This is a genomic window from Nonlabens sp., from assembly GCF_018401815.1.
Lineage (GTDB): Bacteria > Bacteroidota > Bacteroidia > Flavobacteriales > Flavobacteriaceae > Nonlabens.
In genome coordinates this window covers 501,779-523,384 of sequence record NZ_JAGYKG010000002.1, presented here as the reverse complement: position 1 = coordinate 523,384, position 21,606 = coordinate 501,779, and the positions used below count along the sequence as shown (strand labels likewise).

Annotated in this window: 13 protein-coding genes; 1 reads left to right on the top strand and 12 read right to left on the bottom strand. The window is 38.7% G+C overall.

Features of this window, described 5'->3' with window-relative positions:
* Positions 1 to 144 precede the first annotated feature (144 nt).
* Positions 145 to 1,242 carry a serine hydrolase gene (locus KG732_RS06655; protein ID WP_300980352.1) on the bottom strand — a complete coding sequence of 366 codons (1,098 nt, stop codon included), beginning with the start codon at positions 1,240 to 1,242 and terminating at the stop codon, positions 145 to 147.
* Between the two features lie 123 nt (positions 1,243 to 1,365).
* On the opposite strand from KG732_RS06655, the gene KG732_RS06650 reads away from it, so the two are divergent.
* A complete protein-coding gene (locus KG732_RS06650) occupies positions 1,366 to 4,899 on the top strand; it encodes a methylmalonyl-CoA mutase family protein (RefSeq protein WP_213521669.1) in 3,534 nt (1,177 codons plus the stop codon).
* Positions 4,900 to 5,656: 757 nt separating this feature from the next.
* Here the strand turns inward: KG732_RS06650 and crcB are convergent.
* The 11 genes from crcB to KG732_RS06595 all read right to left on the bottom strand — a co-directional run bounded on the left by crcB (position 5,657) and on the right by KG732_RS06595 (position 21,603).
* A complete protein-coding gene (gene crcB, locus KG732_RS06645) occupies positions 5,657 to 6,028 on the bottom strand; it encodes a fluoride efflux transporter CrcB (RefSeq protein ID WP_213521668.1) in 372 nt (123 codons plus the stop codon).
* Positions 6,029 to 7,018 carry an SRPBCC family protein gene (locus KG732_RS06640; protein WP_300980351.1) on the bottom strand — a complete coding sequence of 330 codons (990 nt, stop codon included), beginning with the start codon at positions 7,016 to 7,018 and terminating at the stop codon, positions 6,029 to 6,031.
* A 268-nt stretch (positions 7,019 to 7,286) separates the two neighbouring features.
* Positions 7,287 to 8,624, bottom strand: a complete 1,338-nt coding sequence (locus KG732_RS06635; RefSeq protein WP_213521666.1) for a M28 family peptidase — start codon at positions 8,622 to 8,624, stop codon at positions 7,287 to 7,289.
* Positions 8,625 to 8,716: 92 nt separating this feature from the next.
* Complete coding sequence (locus tag KG732_RS06630; protein ID WP_213521665.1) at positions 8,717 to 9,376, bottom strand: hypothetical protein; 660 nt, start codon at positions 9,374 to 9,376, stop codon at positions 8,717 to 8,719.
* A 133-nt stretch (positions 9,377 to 9,509) separates the two neighbouring features.
* Complete coding sequence (locus tag KG732_RS06625) at positions 9,510 to 10,325, bottom strand: mechanosensitive ion channel domain-containing protein (RefSeq protein ID WP_213521664.1); 816 nt, start codon at positions 10,323 to 10,325, stop codon at positions 9,510 to 9,512.
* A gap of 202 nt (positions 10,326 to 10,527) precedes the next feature.
* Positions 10,528 to 12,339, bottom strand: coding sequence for an acyl-CoA dehydrogenase family protein (locus KG732_RS06620; protein ID WP_213521663.1), 1,812 nt, complete (start codon positions 12,337 to 12,339; stop codon positions 10,528 to 10,530).
* A gap of 38 nt (positions 12,340 to 12,377) precedes the next feature.
* Positions 12,378 to 13,568 carry an acetyl-CoA C-acyltransferase gene (locus KG732_RS06615; protein ID WP_213521662.1) on the bottom strand — a complete coding sequence of 397 codons (1,191 nt, stop codon included), beginning with the start codon at positions 13,566 to 13,568 and terminating at the stop codon, positions 12,378 to 12,380.
* Between the two features lie 4 nt (positions 13,569 to 13,572).
* Positions 13,573 to 15,981, bottom strand: a complete 2,409-nt coding sequence (locus KG732_RS06610) for a 3-hydroxyacyl-CoA dehydrogenase/enoyl-CoA hydratase family protein (RefSeq protein ID WP_213521661.1) — start codon at positions 15,979 to 15,981, stop codon at positions 13,573 to 13,575.
* Position 15,982: 1 nt separating this feature from the next.
* Positions 15,983 to 16,441, bottom strand: coding sequence for a MarR family transcriptional regulator (locus KG732_RS06605; RefSeq protein WP_213521660.1), 459 nt, complete (start codon positions 16,439 to 16,441; stop codon positions 15,983 to 15,985).
* Between the two features lie 171 nt (positions 16,442 to 16,612).
* Positions 16,613 to 19,531, bottom strand: coding sequence for a gliding motility-associated C-terminal domain-containing protein (locus tag KG732_RS06600; RefSeq protein WP_213521659.1), 2,919 nt, complete (start codon positions 19,529 to 19,531; stop codon positions 16,613 to 16,615).
* A gap of 23 nt (positions 19,532 to 19,554) precedes the next feature.
* Entirely contained in the window at positions 19,555 to 21,603 is a 2,049-nt protein-coding gene (locus KG732_RS06595) for a gliding motility-associated C-terminal domain-containing protein (protein ID WP_213521658.1), read from the bottom strand.
* Positions 21,604 to 21,606 lie beyond the last annotated feature (3 nt).

Sequence of the window (21,606 nt, the reverse complement as noted above, 5' to 3'; positions counted from 1 at the left end):
AGCTATTGTAAAATGGAACGATATTACCTCAATCTCCTCAGAAGCATCTGGTCAAAAAATACTTGCTTAAAAGGGTACTTTTAAAAGTAGAAAAACTAGAAGAATATTACTTCTGTTCCTTACTAACGACAAAGCCTGCATCAATCAATTGACGATATCCATAATCTTTGCCCACATGTCATCATGGAACAAAACAGGAACCGGCTCTTGGGCTGAGGTATCGCCCATGCGTATCACTACCATATTTAAACTAGGAACCACGTCTATAAACTGGCCGTCTTTACCAAGAGCACTGATCATATCTACAGGACCTGATGGGGTTACTGATGATGCTATAGCTGTTGTAGTTCCAGGAAATACTACAGAGTCCTTTCCGTTGAGCCACCATAAGTACCCATAAGACTCATTGATAGATTGAGAGGTTGTGGTCATGGAATTGAAATAAACAGCATCTCCTAGAACTATAGTGTCCTCCCAAATACCTTGGTTTAATGTCAATAAACCAAAACGTGCAGCACTTCTCGCCGTACTGAAGTACACTTCGTTTAAACCGTTAGTGCTTAACCAAGATCCGTCCATACCTATTTTATCTTGAATTGCCGTATTTGTAAATTGGTTATTGGTAACTCCAGTAGCATTTTCTAAAACCCTATGCAATAAGGTATAGGTTCCGTTGTGGTAATACCACTGATTTCCAGCATCGGTCAGATAATTAAGACAGGCCGGCGAAGTGCAATCTGCATTAGGTACATTATAGTCAATTCCAGTAGTAAAGGAGAGCTGGTTTTTTATGCGGATCAAATCTTCTTTGTTTGCTGGCAAGCTCGTCCATCCAGCTCCTAAATAATCAGATGTTTTATCATTGATAGTTAAGCTGCCTTCCTCTTGTGCAATACCTATTAAGGTAGCCGTAAGAGACTTTCCAGCACTTGCCCAGTACCAATTGCTATCTGCAGTAAATGGATTTCCTTGTAAATCAGTATTCCAATATTCTTCAATGACTATTTTACCGCTTACTAATACAATGAAAGCTCGGGTTTCATTTTGCTCTAGAAAAGTGTTTAATTCAGTTACTTTTTCGGTGTTCCAATTCAAGGATATAGGAGCAGTACTTTCCCAAGTAGTACCCGATAATGGGGGGAAATAGGTTCCTTCTTCGGGAATATAAGTATTGTCATCAGTAGGCTTACAAGCAGCTACTAACAGGAGTGTAAACATCAAAAAGTAAAAAGGATATTTCATAATTAGCACTTTTGAATAACAAGAATAAGCATTTGCCATAAATAAATGCAAAAGTTTAAATACCTAGTAAGCTACTCCGTTATCGTTTTCGTAAATTGCCATCTATAAAATGATAAGTTCCTAATGCAAGATCAAACACCCTATATTCCCGTAAATAAAGTGCGTATTGTAACCGCTGCTAGTCTTTTTGACGGGCATGATGCTGCGATTAATATTATGCGACGTATCATACAATCTACAGGTTGTGAAGTGATTCATTTGGGTCACGATAGAAGCGTAGAAGAAGTGGTAAATACTGCTATTCAAGAAGATGCAAATGGTATTGCCTTAACTTCTTATCAAGGTGGTCACAATGAGTATTTTAAATACATGCGTGATTTGTTGGTAGAAAAAGGTGCTGGTCATATTAAGATATTTGGTGGTGGAGGCGGCGTGATTCTTCCTTCAGAGATTCAGGAATTGATGGATTACGGAATTACACGTATTTATACGCCAGATGACGGTCGTTCTATGGGATTGCAAGGGATGATTAATGATTTGGTAAAGCAATGTGATGTTGCTGTTCCCCCATTTCCTGTTAAGGAATCAACAGACAAGAACGCGAAAGCGGAATTAAACGGAGAACTTCTAGAAAATCACGCACCTACCATAGCTCGATTGATTTCGCTAGCAGAAAACAGACACGAAGACTTTGTAACGCATTTTGCACAAGCTGATAAAACTGAAAAGCAAGCTCCCGTACTAGGAATTACGGGAACTGGAGGTTCTGGAAAATCTTCTTTAGTAGACGAGTTGATTCGTAGGTTCTTAGTGGATTTCCCAGAAAAAAATATAGGAGTTATCTCTGTAGACCCATCAAAGCGCAAGACTGGTGGAGCACTTTTAGGAGATAGAATACGTATGAACGCCATCAACAATGATCGCGTTTATATGAGATCTCTTGCTACCAGACAGTCCAACCTCGCACTTTCTAAACACGTGCAAGAAGCTGTAGATATTTTAAAAGCGGCCAACTATGATTTAATTATTCTAGAAACTAGCGGTATCGGACAAAGCGATACCGAAATACTAGAACACAGCGATGTGTCTTTGTATGTGATGACACCAGAATTTGGCGCAGCGACACAGTTGGAGAAAATCGATATGTTGGATTTTGCCGATGTAGTTGCGATCAATAAGTTTGATAAACGAGGGTCCCTAGACGCACTGAGAGATGTAAAAAAACAATACCAGCGCAACCACAATTTGTGGGAAGCAGACCCAGCGACATTACCAGTTCACGGTACCATTGCTAGCCAATTCAATGACCCTGGAATGAATGCGTTGTATGAAGCGTTAATGGCTGAGCTAACTCAAAAAACAGCAGTAGACTTCAGTTCTAAAAACGAACTCAATAAAGCACCAAGCGAAAAGATATTTGTTATCCCTCCAGCGAGAACTCGTTACCTAAGTGAAATTGCCGAAAGCAACAGAGCCTACGATAACACCGCAGAGGCACAATCTAAAGTAGCCCAGAAATTATATGGAATTTATCAGACGATCAATACCTTATTAGATCAAAACGAAAATGCTAGTTCGAGCGAAAGTCGAGAACGTTTCATTACAGAAAAAGGACTAAATGAAGAATACATCATCTCACAAACACTTGCAGATGATGCAGATTTCATGGATCTTTTAATTGCACAATTCAATAAGTCATTAAAAGACCTTGACCCATACAACTGGGAAGTAATCACCGGTTGGGATGAAAAAGTAAACAAGTACCAACAACCTATTTATGAGTTTCAAGTACGTGACAAAGTCATTAAAATTGAAACGCATACCGAATCCCTTTCTCATAAGATGATTCCTAAAGTGGCGCTGCCTAAATACAGCGCATGGGGCGATATTTTAAAATGGTGTTTACAAGAAAACGTACCAGGAGAGTTTCCATATACCGCAGGATTGTATCCATTTAAAAGAACAGGAGAAGATCCTACTAGAATGTTTGCAGGTGAAGGTGGACCAGAACGTACCAACAAACGTTTCCATTATGTAAGTCTGGGAATGCCGGCCAAACGCTTGAGTACGGCTTTTGACAGTGTCACTTTATACGGGAACGATCCAGGATTGCGACCAGATGTTTATGGGAAAATCGGTAATGCTGGAGTGAGTATTTGCTGTCTGGATGATGCTAAAAAACTCTATTCTGGATTTGATTTATCTCACGCCATGACTTCGGTTTCTATGACGATCAACGGTCCGGCTCCTATGTTATTAGGATTCTTTATGAATGCCGCGATTGATCAAAATTGTGAACGATTCATTACTGAAAACGGATTAGGCGATCAAGTAGAAGCAAAGCTCAAAGAAGTTTATGACGATAAAAAAGTAGAACGCCCTTCTTATTTAAATGCCGAAGGAGATAAAGTATATTCTAAAAATGGCCAGGTAGATGTTACCAAATTACCTGAAGGAAATGATGGTCTAGGTTTGATGCTTTTAGGATTGACAGGAGATCAGATTTTAGAACCAGCAGACTATGCCCGTATCAAAGCCGAAACACTGGCTCAAGTACGTGGAACCGTTCAAGCTGATATTTTAAAAGAAGATCAAGCACAAAACACGTGTATTTTTTCTACTGAATTTGCCCTGAGATTAATGGGTGATGTTCAGCAGTATTTTATTGAAGAAAAAGTGCGCAACTTCTACAGTGTCTCTATTTCTGGATACCATATTGCAGAGGCTGGAGCAAATCCGATTACTCAATTAGCGTTCACTTTGGCAAACGGATTCACGTATGTAGAATACTACTTGAGTCGCGGAATGGACATCAACAAATTTGGTCCTAACCTGAGTTTCTTCTTTTCCAACGGTGTTGACCCAGAATATTCGGTTATAGGTCGTGTGGCTCGTAAAATTTGGTCTAAAGCCTTAAAGCACAAATACGGAGCTAACTCTCGTGCACAAATGTTGAAATACCACATTCAAACCAGTGGTCGTTCCCTACATGCACAAGAGATTGATTTTAACGATATACGCACCACTTTACAAGCGCTTTATGCGATTAATGATAACTGTAACTCCCTACATACCAATGCTTATGATGAGGCGATTACCACACCTACTGAGGAATCGGTAAGACGTGCGATGGCGATCCAATTGATCATTAATAAAGAATTAGGTCTGGCTAAAAATGAGAATCCAATTCAAGGAGCTTTTATTATTGAAGAGTTAACCGACATGGTAGAGAAGGCTGTTTTGGAAGAATTTGACCGCATTACAGAGCGTGGTGGCGTGCTAGGAGCTATGGAAACAATGTACCAGCGCAGTAAGATTCAGGAAGAATCTATGCACTACGAGATGTTGAAGCATACCGGCGAATTCCCTATCATAGGAGTGAATACCTTCCTAAGTTCAAAAGGTAGCCCAACTGTGTTACCAGCTGAGGTGATTCGTGCGACAGAAGAAGAGAAGCAAGCTCAAATTGCTACTAAGAATAATTTGCATACCGCTTTCGCGAAAGCGCAACAAGTACAACTATCAAAAATCCAAGAAGCAGCCGTACAACAAGGCAATATCTTTGAGCACTTGATGGAAGCCACCAAAATCTGTACACTAGGACAGATCACGGAAGCCTTGTTTGAAGTAGGTGGGCAATATAGACGAAATATGTAAGCAGAGAACCACCAGCTCTGCTGGTGTGTGAATCGCTTATCCCGATGAGTGACGCAGGAGCGATATCGGGATCTGTACCTTTCTCGGTTTGTGTGTGAATCGCTTATCCCGATGAGTGACGCAGGAGCGATATCGGGATCTGTACCATTATTAATCAATGGTGTCCATCCGCTGCAGAGCGGATTCGCTAACAAGCTTTCTCAACAGCTATTTAATAGCATCAAGGTTTCCGTTCCCTAACCTCAAAGGCTGCGGAAACACGAGCTCTATAAAAAATACTATTAAGCACCATGAATTTCCGCACTTGATGCGCAAACTGCTGGAATTTATGAGGTTTGCGCTTTTCTATTCAATGCTGTCGTCAATCCGCTGCATAGCGGATGCGCTAACAAGCTTTCTCAAAAGCTATTTAATAGCATCAAGCTTTCCGTTCCCCACCTCTAAAGGCTGCGGAAACACGAGCTATTTAAAGGAAATGCAATTAAGCACCATGAATTTCCGCACTCGATGCGCAAACTGCTGGAGCACTATCTGTGCTAGTTACCCTCTCTTTCCAGGCGTTCACTTCAGCCGTTGGTATCCAACTAGTGGGGTTTAGGAATATCAAAAAGTAATGAAGCGCCTAATTATTTAGGATTGACTATTCTTAACAATAAAACCAATTTAAGTATGGAAAAGATATAATTAGAGCAAGACTTTATTTTATAATTAAAACAATTCTCTTCTAGATCCTGATAAGTAATTCTATCTTGATCCTTTAAGTCAATAGCTTTTCAATTGACCAATAGCTCCATCCAGCAGCTAAAATCCCTAAAACAAGACTTAAAACGAGGTACAAAATAGCAGAAGAATAAGAACCGTTTTTAATCAAGAAAAAAAGCTCTGCGCTAAATGTCGAAAATGTGGTGAGACCACCACAAAAGCCAACTCCTAGTAACACATACCAGTGATGGGTGAGGTGTTCTTTGTGAAAAGCTGCGAGAAAACCTCCTAATAATAAACAACCCAAGATGTTTACACTAATCGTGGGAATCCACTTCAGACTATTGCTATTTTCTATAATAGAAAAATAAAATCGGAGACTACTTCCCAAGCCGCCGCCAAGAAAAACAAATAAGAATGCTTTCATTTATTGAATAGGTAAGTATATTTCTGTGAGATAATTTGCTGGGTTTGGAGTAAGCATCGGATCTGTTTTATAAACTTCATAGGGTGCTTCTTCAGATCGTACCAATCCGTTTTGATCAATGAACTCTTCTCCTTTTTTTCTTGCTTCTTCTAAATTGCTATAAGCTCCTTTCAGAGTCACCTTTACTGTTTTTCCTGGTTCTTGATAGCTGCACAATATATTGCTGTTAGTAGCGGTAATCTCTCTATTCTGTACAGGTATTGCAGCAGAAAAAATCATATTACCGTCATAAGGATTTATTTTCTCATAGATAACACGAGGCATGCCGTACATATCTATCTTGTTGCGCTGCATATAGGACATGATGTTTTGGAGCATCTGGGTTTTCAATTCTTGAAAATTTTCTTTTTTTGCACTAGAGGACATGTATAAGAAATAACCGCCTCCAGTTTCTATGATGCCGTCAACACTTGAAGAACTTACCTTCATGTTTTTAATGACGATAACTTCTAAGTTTTCTAGTCCTTTTTTATATTTAGGAGTGATCTCCTCTTCCATATGGAAACCAAAAACAGTAGCCATTGCTTTATCTAATAATCCTTGTTCTCCTTTAATATTCCAGCTAACAAGTGTTCCGTCTTTAACTTGTTCTAGCACTATCATCACCTCACTATTAGAACTGGTTATACCGTTATCGTAAAACCTATTCATGCTAATTGACTTATTTGGTTCAAGACCTGTGATGGTTATTTTACCATTGCCATAAGATTCTATAAAAGAATAATTAGCATCCAGACCTTGAGTTGGTATTCCTATTGTGGTTTTAATTTCTTCATCTTTAAACCATGGATTCCAGTTCTCCCATTCTTTAAAATCTTCTATTTGCTCGTATATTACCTCTGGAGGTGCGGCTATGACGCGAGTTTGAGTAATATCGTATGTGCCCTCTTTAAGTGAAAAATATACAGCACCTCCTATGATAAGAATCATTAGAAGAATAAAAATATATTTGAAAGCTTTCATATGTAGTAACAATTAGCATATCAAATATACGATTATTGAACTTCATAGTTTTTTTGTCCGTAAGAGTCATCAGAAAAAAGAAAAATAAAACATAGTTCTAGGTCTACTTAAATACCTTTATAGGGTTTATTTTAATACTATGGGCTCCTAAAGGATGCACTAATTTAAATAAAAAGTTGAAAAAAAGCTCTTGGAAGTGAACACCAAGAGCTGTAATAAGTTGAAAACTTGTTTTTTATCTAAAAACGCCACTAGGAAAACTTACCATACTTTCTATACCATCTGTTCCAACCGCTGCTACTCCAAAAAACGAGTTGTCGATCACAATGCCTTTTAACGTAAACTCAGATAGATCCCCTACATAACGAGAGTGGTCCCAAGTAGGACTGGTAGTATCTCTCCAATAGATTTTATAACCCACCGCTTCTGTTACTCGATCCCATTGTAATTTCACATCAGCTTCTACAATACCGCCAATTTTTACATTTTGTGGTCGAGTAGGAGCCCATGCCAGTTGTGCCAGGTTGATGGCATTTACTGCTGTTAATTTTTTTGCATACGCAAAGTTGACATGCGCTACAACATCTCCATAGTTGATGCCGTCTTCTGTTCTAATGTCTTGGTGCTGTTGGGTGTAATTTTCATGGGCTTCCATGATTCGAATTCCTGGAAACCCAAGGTCGGCGAAAGGCCTGTGGTGTCCACCACGACCAAAACGATCCAATCGGTACACCATCATGGGTTTCATTTCGGGCATATAATCGGTCACTGATTTGTGTATGTATCTTGCTAATTGTCTTGAGATTCCATCTACTTCACCACCGTAAAAACGTCTTCCGTTTTTTTGTCTTTCTGTTTCTGTAGGATCTGTAGGTTCTGAGAAAATTCTGAATTCGCGGTTATTAATCACTCCATCGACGCCTGTTATATTACCTATCATGTCATTGTTTAAAAAGCCTATGACATTCCATTTTTTTTCCTGCGCATATGCCGCAAGTCCCTTACCGCCAAAAAGCCCTTGTTCCTCACCACTTAATCCCACATAAACAATACTATTGTTCAACTTCCTCTTGCTCAATACCCTTGCTGCTTCAATGGTTCCTGCCATCCCGCTAGCATTGTCGTTTGCTCCAGGGGCATCTGTAGTGAAATCCATGGTGTCACTAGCTCTTGAATCTATATCACCGCTCATCATCACCATATCATTAGGGTTTTTTGTACCGCGTTGAATAGCAACCACATTTACCACCCAAGCATCTTTGGGAATGCGGCTCCCCATTTCTTTAGTTACGTAATCTTTTTGATAAAATACTTCCAGACACCCACCACAATCTGCTGATATTTTATCAAATGCTGCTTTTATCCACCTTCTTGCAGCACCTATTCCTCTGGTGTCAGAGATCGTATCGGAGAAGGTGTTTCTAGTTCCAAAGCCAGCCAATATTCTGATATCTGTTTCAATACGGTCGGCACTCACTTCTTCAATAATATTGTAAAGGTCCATTTGATGATCTGTAGGCACTTGTGCGATTCCTGAAAAACTCACCAATAAGGCTATAATAATAATTTTCATACTAAAAATTTGTTTTAAAGATAAGTTATGACTCGCTTTCGCGAAAGCGAGAATAAAAAAAACTGCTTTTATCTAACAACTCGCAATACTAGTCAGTCTTCTATTTCTATGGTCACTTCTTTTTTTAAAGCGGTAAAGGCAGCATCATTGATCCAGTAATGTGAAGTAATAATCTCGTATTCATCGTTTTCTAAAGTTTTGAAATACCAAATAATAGCTGCAGCTTCAACAAATTCTTCTTTTCCTGCCAGCTGGTTGTTATACAAACGTTTGATTACTGAATGGTCATTGATAATAGGAGCCAGACATTTAAGTGCAATTGCTTCATCCACTACCATATCAGTTTTATGATGAGGAACGAGTTGTACTTTGATCACACTGGCTTTGGCATGTGGAAATTTTCCATTATAAGCTTTATAGAGCAATTCATTAATATCAAATAATCTAGAATGAAAAGAGATATCAGAGTAATGTTCGGCCACATTCTCTTTGAGCATATCATGAGAAATTTGCTCTATTTGACCTTGATTTAGTTCTTCTCCTAATTGGTGTTGGAGTATAAGTGCAGCAGCTATTTGAGGTTCAAAGTCGCTAATTGCCATATAGAGCAATTCCTTAAGATCCTGATCAGTAGCTTCACCAGGATCTCCAAATTCAAAAACATTTAGTAATGCCATATAATCATCATGCGACCATCTGCCCTCAATTTCATTTATAGAAGTCACATCTAACAAGCTTACATCGTATATCATAAAATCAACTTTTATATAAGTTGTAGAAAGGTAGCCGAACCGTTTCTGACTTTTACTAAATTGATGGTAAATAATACAACAGAATGCCTGCTGATTTCTAGAGCAGGCATTTCATATTTGTATATCGGAACTTTTATTTTCGAATTTCTACTTGGTGCGGATATGGGATCTCCACACCTATGGAGTCCAAGGTAGGTTTAAAGTTTTCTTGCAGGTAAAAGTTGACGGTCCACACATCGGCTGTAAGTGTATAAGGCCGCACTAAAATATTGATAGAACTACTTGCATTTTCTGACACTTGAACAATAGGAGCTGGGTCTTGAAGCACTAATGGATGGTCAGTACATAATTTTGTAAGTGCTTCTAGGGTTTTTGGTATATCTGCATCATAACTAACACCAATCATGGTATCGCATCTTAAAATTCCTTCTGTATCAAAGTTAATGATGTTCCCATTAAGAAGCGGTCCATTAGGAATAATAGCAAGTTTGCGGGAAAAGGTAACTACTTTAGTCTGTAAAATATCTATTTCTTTGATTGTGCCCGTGATTCCTTGTGCTTCAATGGTATCTCCTACTTTAAAGGGTTTGAAGACCAGTAAAAGCACACCACCAGCAAAATTAGAAAGAGACCCTTGTAAGGCCAGCCCTACAGCCAGTCCAGCGGCAGCAAGAATAGCAGCAAAACCGCTGGTTTCAATACCAAGAGTTCCTACAATGGCAACTAGGAGTAGAATCCATAGCGCCCAACTTATGATTTTATTAAGGAATTTTTGAAGTGTCAATTCAAATTCACGAGCCTCCATAACTTTGCTGGTTATCTTAGCTATCCTTTTAATAAGCCAGCTGCCTATGATATAAATTGCAAGCGCCTTAAATAAAGGGATTCCGTATTCTAGTACGAGTTCAAATCCTTTTTCTAAATTAAAGTTTTCTAGTAGTTGTATCATAATTACAAAGTTAAAGTAAGCTGCTAATTTCCTTCTTTAGGATATGTTAAGAATTAAGGTGTATGAGGTAATTCTCAGTTGCTCTATCACACTTCTATAGTTTTCCTATCAATTTATATGTTGACACACATTAGAAAGAAACACAAAAAAGCCGCTTTACTAATGCTAGTAAGCGGCTTTTTATTCACAATGACTTCAATTTCTAAAATGGATATTTATTAGTTGCGGTTACTTTATCGGCAATAGTATTTCTTAATTCTACGACATTAGGAAGATTTACATATTTTGTAAATCGCTTTAATCCCAAAAGCATCATGCGTTGTTCATCTCCTTCAGCAAAACTTGAAATTCCTTCTTCAGCTCTTGCTTGTACTATTTTTGAAGCACTGTACAAATACAATTTAGACATCGCCATTTGCTCTTTTTGCTCTTTAATACTAGTACGTGCGATGTTCTTTTGGGTTCTAAGAATAGCGCTTTCGGCCATATAGATTTCAATTAAGATATCAGATGCAGCTAGGAGTAACTGTTGGTGCTCTTCTAATTCAGGTCCAAATTTTTGAACAGCGCTTCCTGCAACCATTAGAAATACTTTTTTAAGTTTTTTTACCATATCCATTTCTTCTGATAAGGGCTCAGAGAAGTCTGGGGTATCAAAGGAAGGTATAGAAGTCAATTCATTTCCTACTGCCATAGCTGGCTCTAGCAGGTTGACATGGCCTTTCATTGCTTTTTTAACAAGCATTCCTACAGCTAGCATGCGATTGATTTCATTGGTACCTTCATAAATACGTGAGATACGGGCATCTCTCCAAGCTGCTTCCATCGGAGCGTCTGCACTAAATCCCATTCCGCCATAAATCTGGATGCCTTCATCTGCGCAAGCTTGCATGTCTTCAGATACGGCTACTTTAAGGATGGAACATTCAATAGCAAATTCTTCTACGCCTTTCAATTCGGCCTCGGCAAACGTGGCTCCTGCTTCTTGACGCAAGTGAATTCTGTTTTCAATATCCTTTGCGGCACGGTAAGAAGCACTTTCGCCCACATAAGCATTGGTTGCCATTTCAGCTAGTTTTTTTCTTATGGCTCCAAATTTTGCGATAGGAGTATTGAATTGTTCGCGTTCATTTGCGTACTGTGTTGCAAGAGAAATCACTCGACGTTGAGCATCTAGACAAGCTGCCGCAAGTTTAATGCGGCCTACGTTTAATGCATTCATAGCGATTTTAAACCCTTCCCCACGACCGGCAAGCATGTTTTCTACTGGGACCATACAATCGTTAAAGAATACTTGACGAGTAGAGGAGGAGTGTATACCTAATTTGTGTTCTTCTTCACCCATAGAGATACCATTACTTGCATCATTATCTACGATAAAACCAGTAATATTTTTATCATCTCCTAAACGAGCAAATACTATAAATACGTTACAGAAACCAGCGTTTGAGATCCACATTTTTTGGCCGTTGATTTTGTAATGTTTGCCGTCTTCGGTAAGTTCTGCTTTGGTTTTACCAGAGTTGGCATCAGAACCTGCCCCGGGCTCTGTAAGACAATAGGCGCCAAACCATTCACCAGTAGCAAGTTTAGGTACATATTGTTTTTTTTGAGCTTCAGTTCCATATAAAGTTATAGGCATGGTACCTATTCCTGTATGAGCTCCAAATGCCGTTGCAATGGAACCTGTGGCACCAGATATGTAATCACATACCAACATGGTAGAAACAAATCCCATTCCTAACCCATCGTACTCTTCAGGAACAGCGACTCCCAAGAATCCCATTTCACCAGCTTTGCGCATAACTTCTTCAGTAAGGGCATAGTCTTTCTTTTCAAAGCGCTCTTTATGAGGAATGATTTCCTTATCTACAAATTCTTGTACACTTTCCCGCATCATCTTTTGCTCGTCCGTAAAGTCTTCAGGGCTGAACACATCTTGTGGATTGGTTTCTGTCACGATGAATTGACCACCGCGTATCATTTTTGCTTGATTAATTGTTCCTATTGACATAATATATAGTGTTATCTCGTTTTGTAAAAGCCTTTTTTTTAATTTAAAAACTCAAATATTCCAGCTGCCCCTTGCCCAGTTCCAACACACATGGTTACCATACAATGTTTTCCCTGATGACCTCTTTTGCGCATTTCGTCAAAGATTTGTACCGATAATTTAGCTCCTGAGCATCCCAGAGGATGACCTAGTGCTATAGCTCCACCATTTACGTTAACAATATCCTTGTTGAGTCCAAGTTCTCTAACCACAGCAACTGATTGACTGGCAAAAGCTTCGTTCAATTCAATAAGAGCCATATCTTCTTTTTTAAGTCCTGCTTGTTTAAGGGCTTTAGGAATGGCTATAATCGGGGCGATCCCCATTATTTTGGGCTCAACAGCTGCGACAGCAAAACTGACTAATTTTGCAATAGGTGTAATACCTAATTCTTTAACCATTTCTTCGCTCATTACAAGGGTAAAAGCAGCCCCATCACTCGTCTGTGAAGAATTACCAGCGGTTACACTACCACCAGCAGCAAAAACAGGACGCAGTTTTGCAAGTGCTTCAATACTGGTACCTTGCCTAGGACCTTCATCCTTAGTTACCGTATAAGTTCTAGTTTTTTTCTTTCCGTTCTCGTCTAGATAGGTCTCTTCCACATCAATAGGTACAATTTGATCTTGAAAACGATTTTCGGCTTGAGCTTTTAAAGCCTTCCTGTGAGAGTCATAAGCAAACTGATCTTGCTCTTCTCTAGAAATTTTATATGCATTAGCAACTTCTTCTGCTGTAAGTCCCATTCCCCAGTAGTAATCTTCATGACCTTGTATAGCTAAGCTATATGCTGGAGCAGGCTTGTATCCACCCATAGGAACATAGCTCATACTTTCAACACCACCGGCTACTATACATTGAGCCATTCCAGATTGTATCCTTGCCACAGCTGCACCTATAGCATCAAGTCCAGAAGCGCACCATCTATTGATACTGATTCCGGGAACATCTACTCTGTCCAGTGCCAGGAGTGAAATTTGACGTGCCATATTAAGCCCTTGCTCAGCTTCGGGCATAGCATTTCCAATAATCATGTCATCAATGCGTCCTTTGTCAAATTCAGGAAGATCTTTCAACATTCCTTGAATTGTTTCTGCTGCTAGTTCGTCTGGTCTTTTAAATCTAAAAACACCACGACCTGATTTTCCTACTGCCGTTCTTTTTGCGGCAACTATATATGCGTTTGTCATTTTCTTAATTTCTTAAAGGTTTACCTTTTTGGATCATGTGTTGTAACCTCTCTAAAGTCTTACGTTCTCCTGCAAGGCTTAAGAAAGCTTCACGCTCTAAGTCTAGTAAGTATTGTTCGGTAACTAGTGTAGGAGCACTTAAATCACCACCTGCCATAACATAGGCAAGTTTATTAGCTATTTTCAAATCATGGTCACTAATGTATTTCCCCGCTTTCATAGCATCTGTTCCTACAAGAAACATTCCTAAAGCTTGCTTTCCTAATACTTTTATATCGGTACGTTTCACAGGTTGTGTGTAACCTTTATCAGCTAATAATCTCGCTTGCGCTTTCGCGAAAGCGATACGTCTATGATCATTAACCACTACATGGTCAATTCCTTTTCTAAGGATACCTAGGTCAAATGCCTCGTAAGCACTAGTGGCCACTTTTGCCATACCTATAGTTAAGAAGTATTCTTGCAGTCTGTTCAATTCTACATCGTTTTTCTCAAATGTGTCGCTAGCGCGTAAGGCCATCTCTTTAGATCCACCACCACCAGGAATTACACCTACACCAAATTCTACTAAGCCTATGTACGTTTCTGCACTGGCAACAGCCACGTCTGAGTGCATGGTCATCTCACATCCTCCACCTAAAGCCATTTGATGTGGCGCCACTACAGTAGGAATACTACTGTAACGCAATCTCATCACTGTGTTTTGGAATTGTTTGATTGCCATGTTCAATTCGTCATACTCTTGTTCAACGGCCATCATAAATATCATACCTATGTTTGCTCCTACAGAGAAGTTGGTACCGTTATTTGCTACCACTAGACCATCAAAACGGTCTTCGGCAATATCAATAGCTTTGTTGAGCCCAGCGAGAACGTCTCCACCTATAGAATTCATCTTAGACGTAAATTCTACATTTAGAATACCATCACCTATATCATGAACAGTCACTCCAGAGTTTTTAAATACTGGAGCATTAGCACGCAAGTTATCTAGAATAATAAACCCATCTTGTCCGGGTTTCTTTACATAATCTTTATCTGGAATGGAGTAGTAGTAAGTCGCACCGTCTTTTACCTTGTAAAAAGATTCAAAACCTTTTTCAAGCATTTCTATAACCCAAGCTGCTGGTTCTTTACCAATAGCTTTCATGAGTTCTATACCTTTTGTAACGCCTACAGCGTCCCAAACTTGATAGGGGCCATGTTCCCATCCAAAACCTGCACTCATCGCATCATCGATGCGGTATAGTTCGTCAGATATTTCAGGAATTCTATGTTGCACGTAGGCAAACAAGGAGGCAAATGATTTTCTGTAAAAATCACCAGCTTTATCCTTCCCTTTAATTAAAACTGGAAAACGGTCGGTAACGGTATCAATTGATTTGGTCAATTCTAGTGTAGCAAACTTAGCTTTAGGTTGAATCTCGTATTCCATGGAATCAAGGTTCAAGGCTAGAATTTGTTTCTGTCCATCCTTAGAAACATTCTTTTTATAAAAACCTTGACCGGTTTTAGAACCTAACCATTTCTTTTCCACCATGGTATTGATGAAATCAGGAAGTTTAAAGGTGTCTTTATGCTCGTCATTTGGACAGTTTTCATAAACACCATTAGCAACATGTACCAATGTGTCTAATCCTACTACATCTACTGTTCTAAAAGTAGCTGACTTTGCACGACCTATAACAGGACCCGTTAATTGATCAACCTCAGAAACGGTCAATCCCATTTCTTTTACGGTATGGAACAAGCTTTGTATAGAGAAAATACCCACTCGGTTTCCAATAAACGCTGGAGTATCCTTTGCAAGAACAGAGGTCTTTCCTAAGTATTTTTCACCATATTTCATTAAAAAGTCAGTCACTTTAGGATCACAATTAGGACCTGGGACTACTTCAAATAATTTTAAATATCTCGGCGGATTGAAAAAGTGAGTGACTGCAAAGTGCTTCTGGAAATCTTCACTACGTCCTTCATTCATAAAAGAAATAGGAATTCCAGAAGTGTTTGAAGTAATTAAAGTTCCTGGTTTGCGGTACTTTTCAATTTGTTCAAAAACAGACTTTTTAATGTCCAGTCGCTCTACAACCACCTCAATAATCCAGTCGGTATCTTTTACTTTGACAAGATCATCTTCTAAGTTTCCAGTGGAAATTCTACGGGCAAAGGATTGATTGTACAAAGGCGCCGGTTTACTGTTAATAGAAGCTGTTAATTGATCATTAACCATACGGTTACGAACGACTTGGTCTTCTAAATGAAGACCAGTTGCTTTTTCTTTATCCGTAAGTTCTCTAGGAATGATGTCCAAAAGAAGAACTTCACAACCTATGTTTGCAAAATGGCAGGCAATACCGCTTCCCATAATTCCTGAACCTATAACGGTTACATGTTTTATTCTACGTTTTTCCATTTTATTTTTGAACTACTAGAGTTTGTTTTTTGAATATCTTTTTAGAATTAACTATTTCATTGATTTTGAAGGCAACTTCTAGAAAAGTTTCTAATTTTTCAGGTTCAATTTCATCTTTAACCACTTGGTCAAATGTTTTAACCACTGATTTAGAAAAATTGCGCATTTCCATTCCGAAATCGGTTAGATGTATCAAAACACTTCTCCCATCTTCCGGGTTTTTGCGTCTTTCTATAAGTCCTTTATTCTCCATCATTTTAAGAGTACGCGATAGAGAAGTAGCTTCCATTCCCATCTTTGGACCTAAAGAAGTGCTAGGTGTTCCCGTTTCTGGATCAATACTGATAAGTGCAAACCCTGTAGACATGGTACTGCCTTTTACAGAAGCCTGTTCATTATACATTTTTGATACAGACATCCATGTGGCCCGTAAAATGTAATCAATAGTTTTATCTCTCATGGTTTCAATTATACTGCAATATACATTTTTTTGTTATGCACGCATAATAAAAAGCTAATTATTTCAATCGATATAGTGTATTGGGTGCGCTTTCGCGAAAGCTTAAAATGTAAGACAAAAAAAGATCCCAGTTGATACAACTGAGATCCTTTAAATTAGAGCAGGGAACCTTTAATAGTTGATGTATACCCAACTAGCGGAGTCTGGGGTATCAGCATCATTATATTGGATCACATAGAAGTAAACACCGGTTGGCAGCAATCCGTTGCCAGCTAATACTCCTGTATTAGGTATTCCAGCAAATTCTTGATAGTTAGAAGCGGTTGTTTCATAAACTACCGAACCATTGCGATTAAATACCTTTAGGATAAAGTTATTGTACTGTTCTGCAAGACCAGGTATGGAAAAGGTGTCGTTAATCCCGTCATTATTAGGGCTAAAACCTTCGGGGAAAATAATTTCACATCTTTCAAAAATGATTGTAAAAGCAGACGTATTGAAACATCCAGTAGTATTGTTTTCCAGTCTAGCAAATAATAAATCGGTGGTCACTCCCGCCTGAAAAGGAACTACATAAGTGATGGGAAGTGCATTTGTTCCTGCTTGAGCATCAGCATCTGTAGTGTGGTAGGTTATAGTAACATCTGCTGGATTAGCACCATTAAGTATGATCGCATCTTGAACGCTTAGTTCAAATAGGTTTTGATTAAGGTCTACACTATCATCGCAAATATTAGTTAGATCAGGTGCATTTCCTATAGAAGGAGCTTCTTGCACAGTGATCATAAAACTTGTGGTATTGTAACATCCCTCTAGTGTTTCAGATCTTACAAACAGTTCTTCCGTTCCTGCAACGGAGTAAGGAGAGCTTAGAGGATTGTTTCCAGAATTAGCATCATTTAAGTTGTTGTAATAGCTTACGGTATTTAATCCAGAAGGATCGACTTCAAGATCTAGATCCTCAAGTATAAAATCGTTGCTTCCATCCAAAGGCGCATCATCACAAACTTCAATAGCTACAGGAGTTGAAATAGGAGGAACGTCTCGTACTACCAAGTTAAATGGAGCGGTACCAAAACAGTCTGCATCATTGGTATTTTGAAGTCTTACATAAATTACTTGAGGATTTGTAGTGTTTGTAAAAGGTACACTTGTATCTATAGCAGCCATATTCATGTCTGCATCCGATTGAGAATTATGAAGAGTATAAGCCACATCGGTAGGGTTGCCAGCAGTATTGTCAATGACTGATAGGTAACCTGCTAGGTCAAAACCTTCTAAACCATCTTGACTAGAGTCGTCGCATACTTCAAAGTCAGGAATATTTGAAACACTAGGTGTGGTGCTTACAGTTAAGTCAAATGAAGCAATAGCGCTACAACCGTCATCAATAGGTGAGGTATTATTTGAGATACGCACCCATATTTGAATGGTGCCTACAGCCACATCATAGTTATCAGGTAATGGATTGGTATCCATTTCTGCGTCCATCATCGTTGGGTGGTAACTGATGTCAAATGTAGCGGCATCTTGAGTACCTAACACATCTGCAGTAAATTGGGTTAAATCAATTATTTCAGATCCAGAATTATCATCATCACAGTAATCTAATAAAGTCGTATCAATAGGATCAACAATTCCATTTTCAAAAATCGTGATGTCCTGAGTAAAATTTCTTACGTCACCAGATACGTTGGTGACGTTAACAGTTACAGTATAAGTTCCCGCGGTTGCATAGCTATTTTGTACAATTCCAGGTCCAGTAACCGATAAGGTATTTCCATCCCCAAAATCCCACATAGAAGCAGCAACTTGTGGTAAACAAGCGAGCTGAAAATCAGTTATGTCACCCTGACACTGATCACTTACCGTAAAGAAACTTTGAAAATTGGATTGTATAAATACGGGTAAACCTTGCTTACCTATTCCTGGACTGATGTCAAATGCCGTTGGGTTATATGTAGCAGTAGCCGTTTCAGAGTTTTCAATTTTACCTATGGTGGTTTGGTCAAATCGTGATACGTATATATCACCATCTTTTGCAAGTTGTAAAGTGCTTCTTCCTTCAGAAACATTGGCTATTTGAGTTTTGGAAGAAAGTATATTGGCATCATCACATAATTCGTATTGAAAAATCAATTTAGTGCCATTAAAACCATAGGTCGAACTATCGTCGTGATACAGGTATTGAGAAGAGGCAGAGAACTCAGCTCCGTAAACAGGACCTGTATGAAGGGTTAATCCAGCGCCACTTACCTGGCCATTACCAGGATTGAATTCATATAAATATGCTCCAGTAGAGGTCGTACCTCCAAAACCACCGTTTTGATTACAGATTACTAGCTTAGTACCATCAGGGGAAATACGTAACATACCACGGTCACCACTTGTAACACCTACTGGAGTAGGGAACCATCCTTGGTTGGCATTAGAAGATTGTGGAATAGGGGTCGGGAAAACGAAAGATACATTAGGGCCAGGAATACCTCTTACTTCCCAAGTAAAAAGTGCATTAAAATCTCCAGTTCCATTGTTTTGTGCAGTTGCATTACTCTCTGCAAAGGTCATGACATAGGCATTATTAGAGTTGGTTTTGATCGTAGCAGCAACTTTTTCTGCACAACTTTGAAGTAAAACAATATTTTTAATTCCTCCAACGACATCACCTAAGCCACCGTTTAATGCCATTTCAACTCTTGAATAGGATAAAGGACCTCCGCCAGCTGCACCTACGGTAAATATAAAATAGACACCTGGAGTTTCTGGAGCTTTAACTACTATAGCCGATTGAGTCGAAGAAAAATTTCCGTCGAGTCCAGTTCCATTTGGCATAATGGCTCCATTACTATTCCAAACGTTAGATCCATCTGTAAAAAACAACAGGTTGCCATTGTCATCTGATATTACTGCTACACCTTCATCGGTATCATATCCAGAAGTTAGTACTGCGGGGCTATTGGATCTGTTTTGAGGGTTAGGAGTAAATTCTATACCAGCTCCATCACCAAAAATCCACCAAGAAGATTCATTTTGGGCTGAGAGCGATAAACTAAGAGTTAAAGTTAAGGTAAGAAGTAAAAGTCTTTTCATCTTTACATGTAATTGTTTCAGGCTTATCTAAGATAAACATAGCCTGATTTAGGGTTGATATTTGGTTCGTTTAATTCTAATACATAAAAATAGGTTCCGGTTGGAAGCTTTTCTCTCGAGTGGAATAAACCACTGTTAGAAGTGCCATCCCAACCGCCAGAATTGTTATCTCCTTCCCATATTTTTTGTCCGTACCTGCTAAATATATACATTTTATGGTTAGCATAGATATTATAAAGACCAGAAACGATAAACGTATCATTTAATCCATCACCGTTAGGAGTAACCACATTAAAAACTTCTACAGGACAATTTTTTATCTGTATCAAAAAGGAATAAATCTGGAAGCAATTTGGATTGGATACGCGCACAAAAATTTCTTGAGTAGGAAATAGATTGGTGTAATTCGAAGGATTTAAAATAGAGTTTTGATCTTCTAGCGCATCTACCTCTAATTCATAAAAACGTATTGTTTGATTGTTATTGGTAGAAATAATCCCACCAATTTCCGTCAAGTCAAATACAGCTTTATCAAAACCCTCCTCACAAACTTCTAATAGAGGGGGAAAGCTATTGATAGCAACTTGTTCCAATACTTCTATAGTCTTTGTAATAGTAAAGACTTGAACTAAGGTCTCTACTGTTGCTGAGATGGTATAAACTCCTGGAGCTGAGAATAGATGAAAAGGGTTGAGTTCATTGGAGCTATTAGCAGCTCCTGAGGCAGCATCTCCAAAATCCCAAACTACAGAAACTAAGTTTGCAGAGCTATTGATACTAAAAGATTGTTCTTCACCAAAGCAATGATCTAGTGCTTCAATCTCTCCATTTAGTAAAAAGGATTGCACAAAAATAGGCAACCCATACCATGCTGTGGTATTTTGAGTTAAAGGAAAAGAGTTAAAAGTATAAGTTGCATTGGTTCCTGCGTCATCCGGATTATTAATTACACTCAATGCATTTTGTTGAAATCTAGAATGGTAGATTTTATTGTCCAGCCCCAATTGAAGCGCACCTCTAAAAGGCGTGATGTTATCCTGATGAATAACTGTAGCACTAGTGGCAATATTAGAAGCTGTTAAGTCATATTGAACAATTTCGCCTCTTATTAATTCAAATATTTGAGTAGTGGAGGCATTCATATAATCCACTTCTGCATATAAAAATTGTCCATTTCCAGAAAATTCTACGCCATAAATGGACCCACCATCTTGTCTAGTCAACAAGGGTTGCGGATTTGAAACAACACCTGTAGCATTATCAAAGTCGTATAGGTATAACTCGCCACCGTTAGCATAAGCAGCGCTGCGTGCCGTTAAAATATCTGTAATTCCGGCAAACTCTGCTGTGGTATTATTTGAAAAATGAGCGGCAACCAGTCTATTACCTCTAGCGTTGACCTTAATATACCCTCGCATGGCAGCTACATCAACATTTGTTATAGGTGAAGTAATCAACTCTACAAAAGGAGCCACTTGAGAAATAACAGGACTCGTACTTAAACCACTGGCGGTTAATTCAAAAGAATAAAACAAATCTTGAAACTGCGAAATGATCCAAAATCCATCACCCGTATCGTTTGAAATAGCGGTTAGTTTTTCTGAAGTTATTGGGAGTAAATTGATATTCTTATTAAGTGGATCTATATCTCCGGTGCCTCCATTTAATGACATATCTACGATAGAATAGTGCAGTCCTTCTGTATTGCGGTAGACCAAATCATCAGTATCTACGGTAAAGACATAATATAAATTAGGAGTTCCAGGTAATGGAACGATGATAGCGCTGCTGGTACTGGAAGAGTTTCCTTTTAGACCAGTTCCGTTGGGCATTACGATATGAGCAGCGTCATAAACTAATGAGCCGTCTGTATAGAATAATAAATTACCGAATTCATCAGAGATCGTAGCACAACCTTCTCCAGTTATTAATTGGCCATCATTAATAGCTACAGCACTCCCGGTATTAAAATCAATCCCTGCGTTGATCCCAAAATACCAGAAGGAGGATTCTAGTTGCGCTTTCGCGAAAGCGGAACAAACAAAAACGAAAAAATATAAAATATACTTCATTGC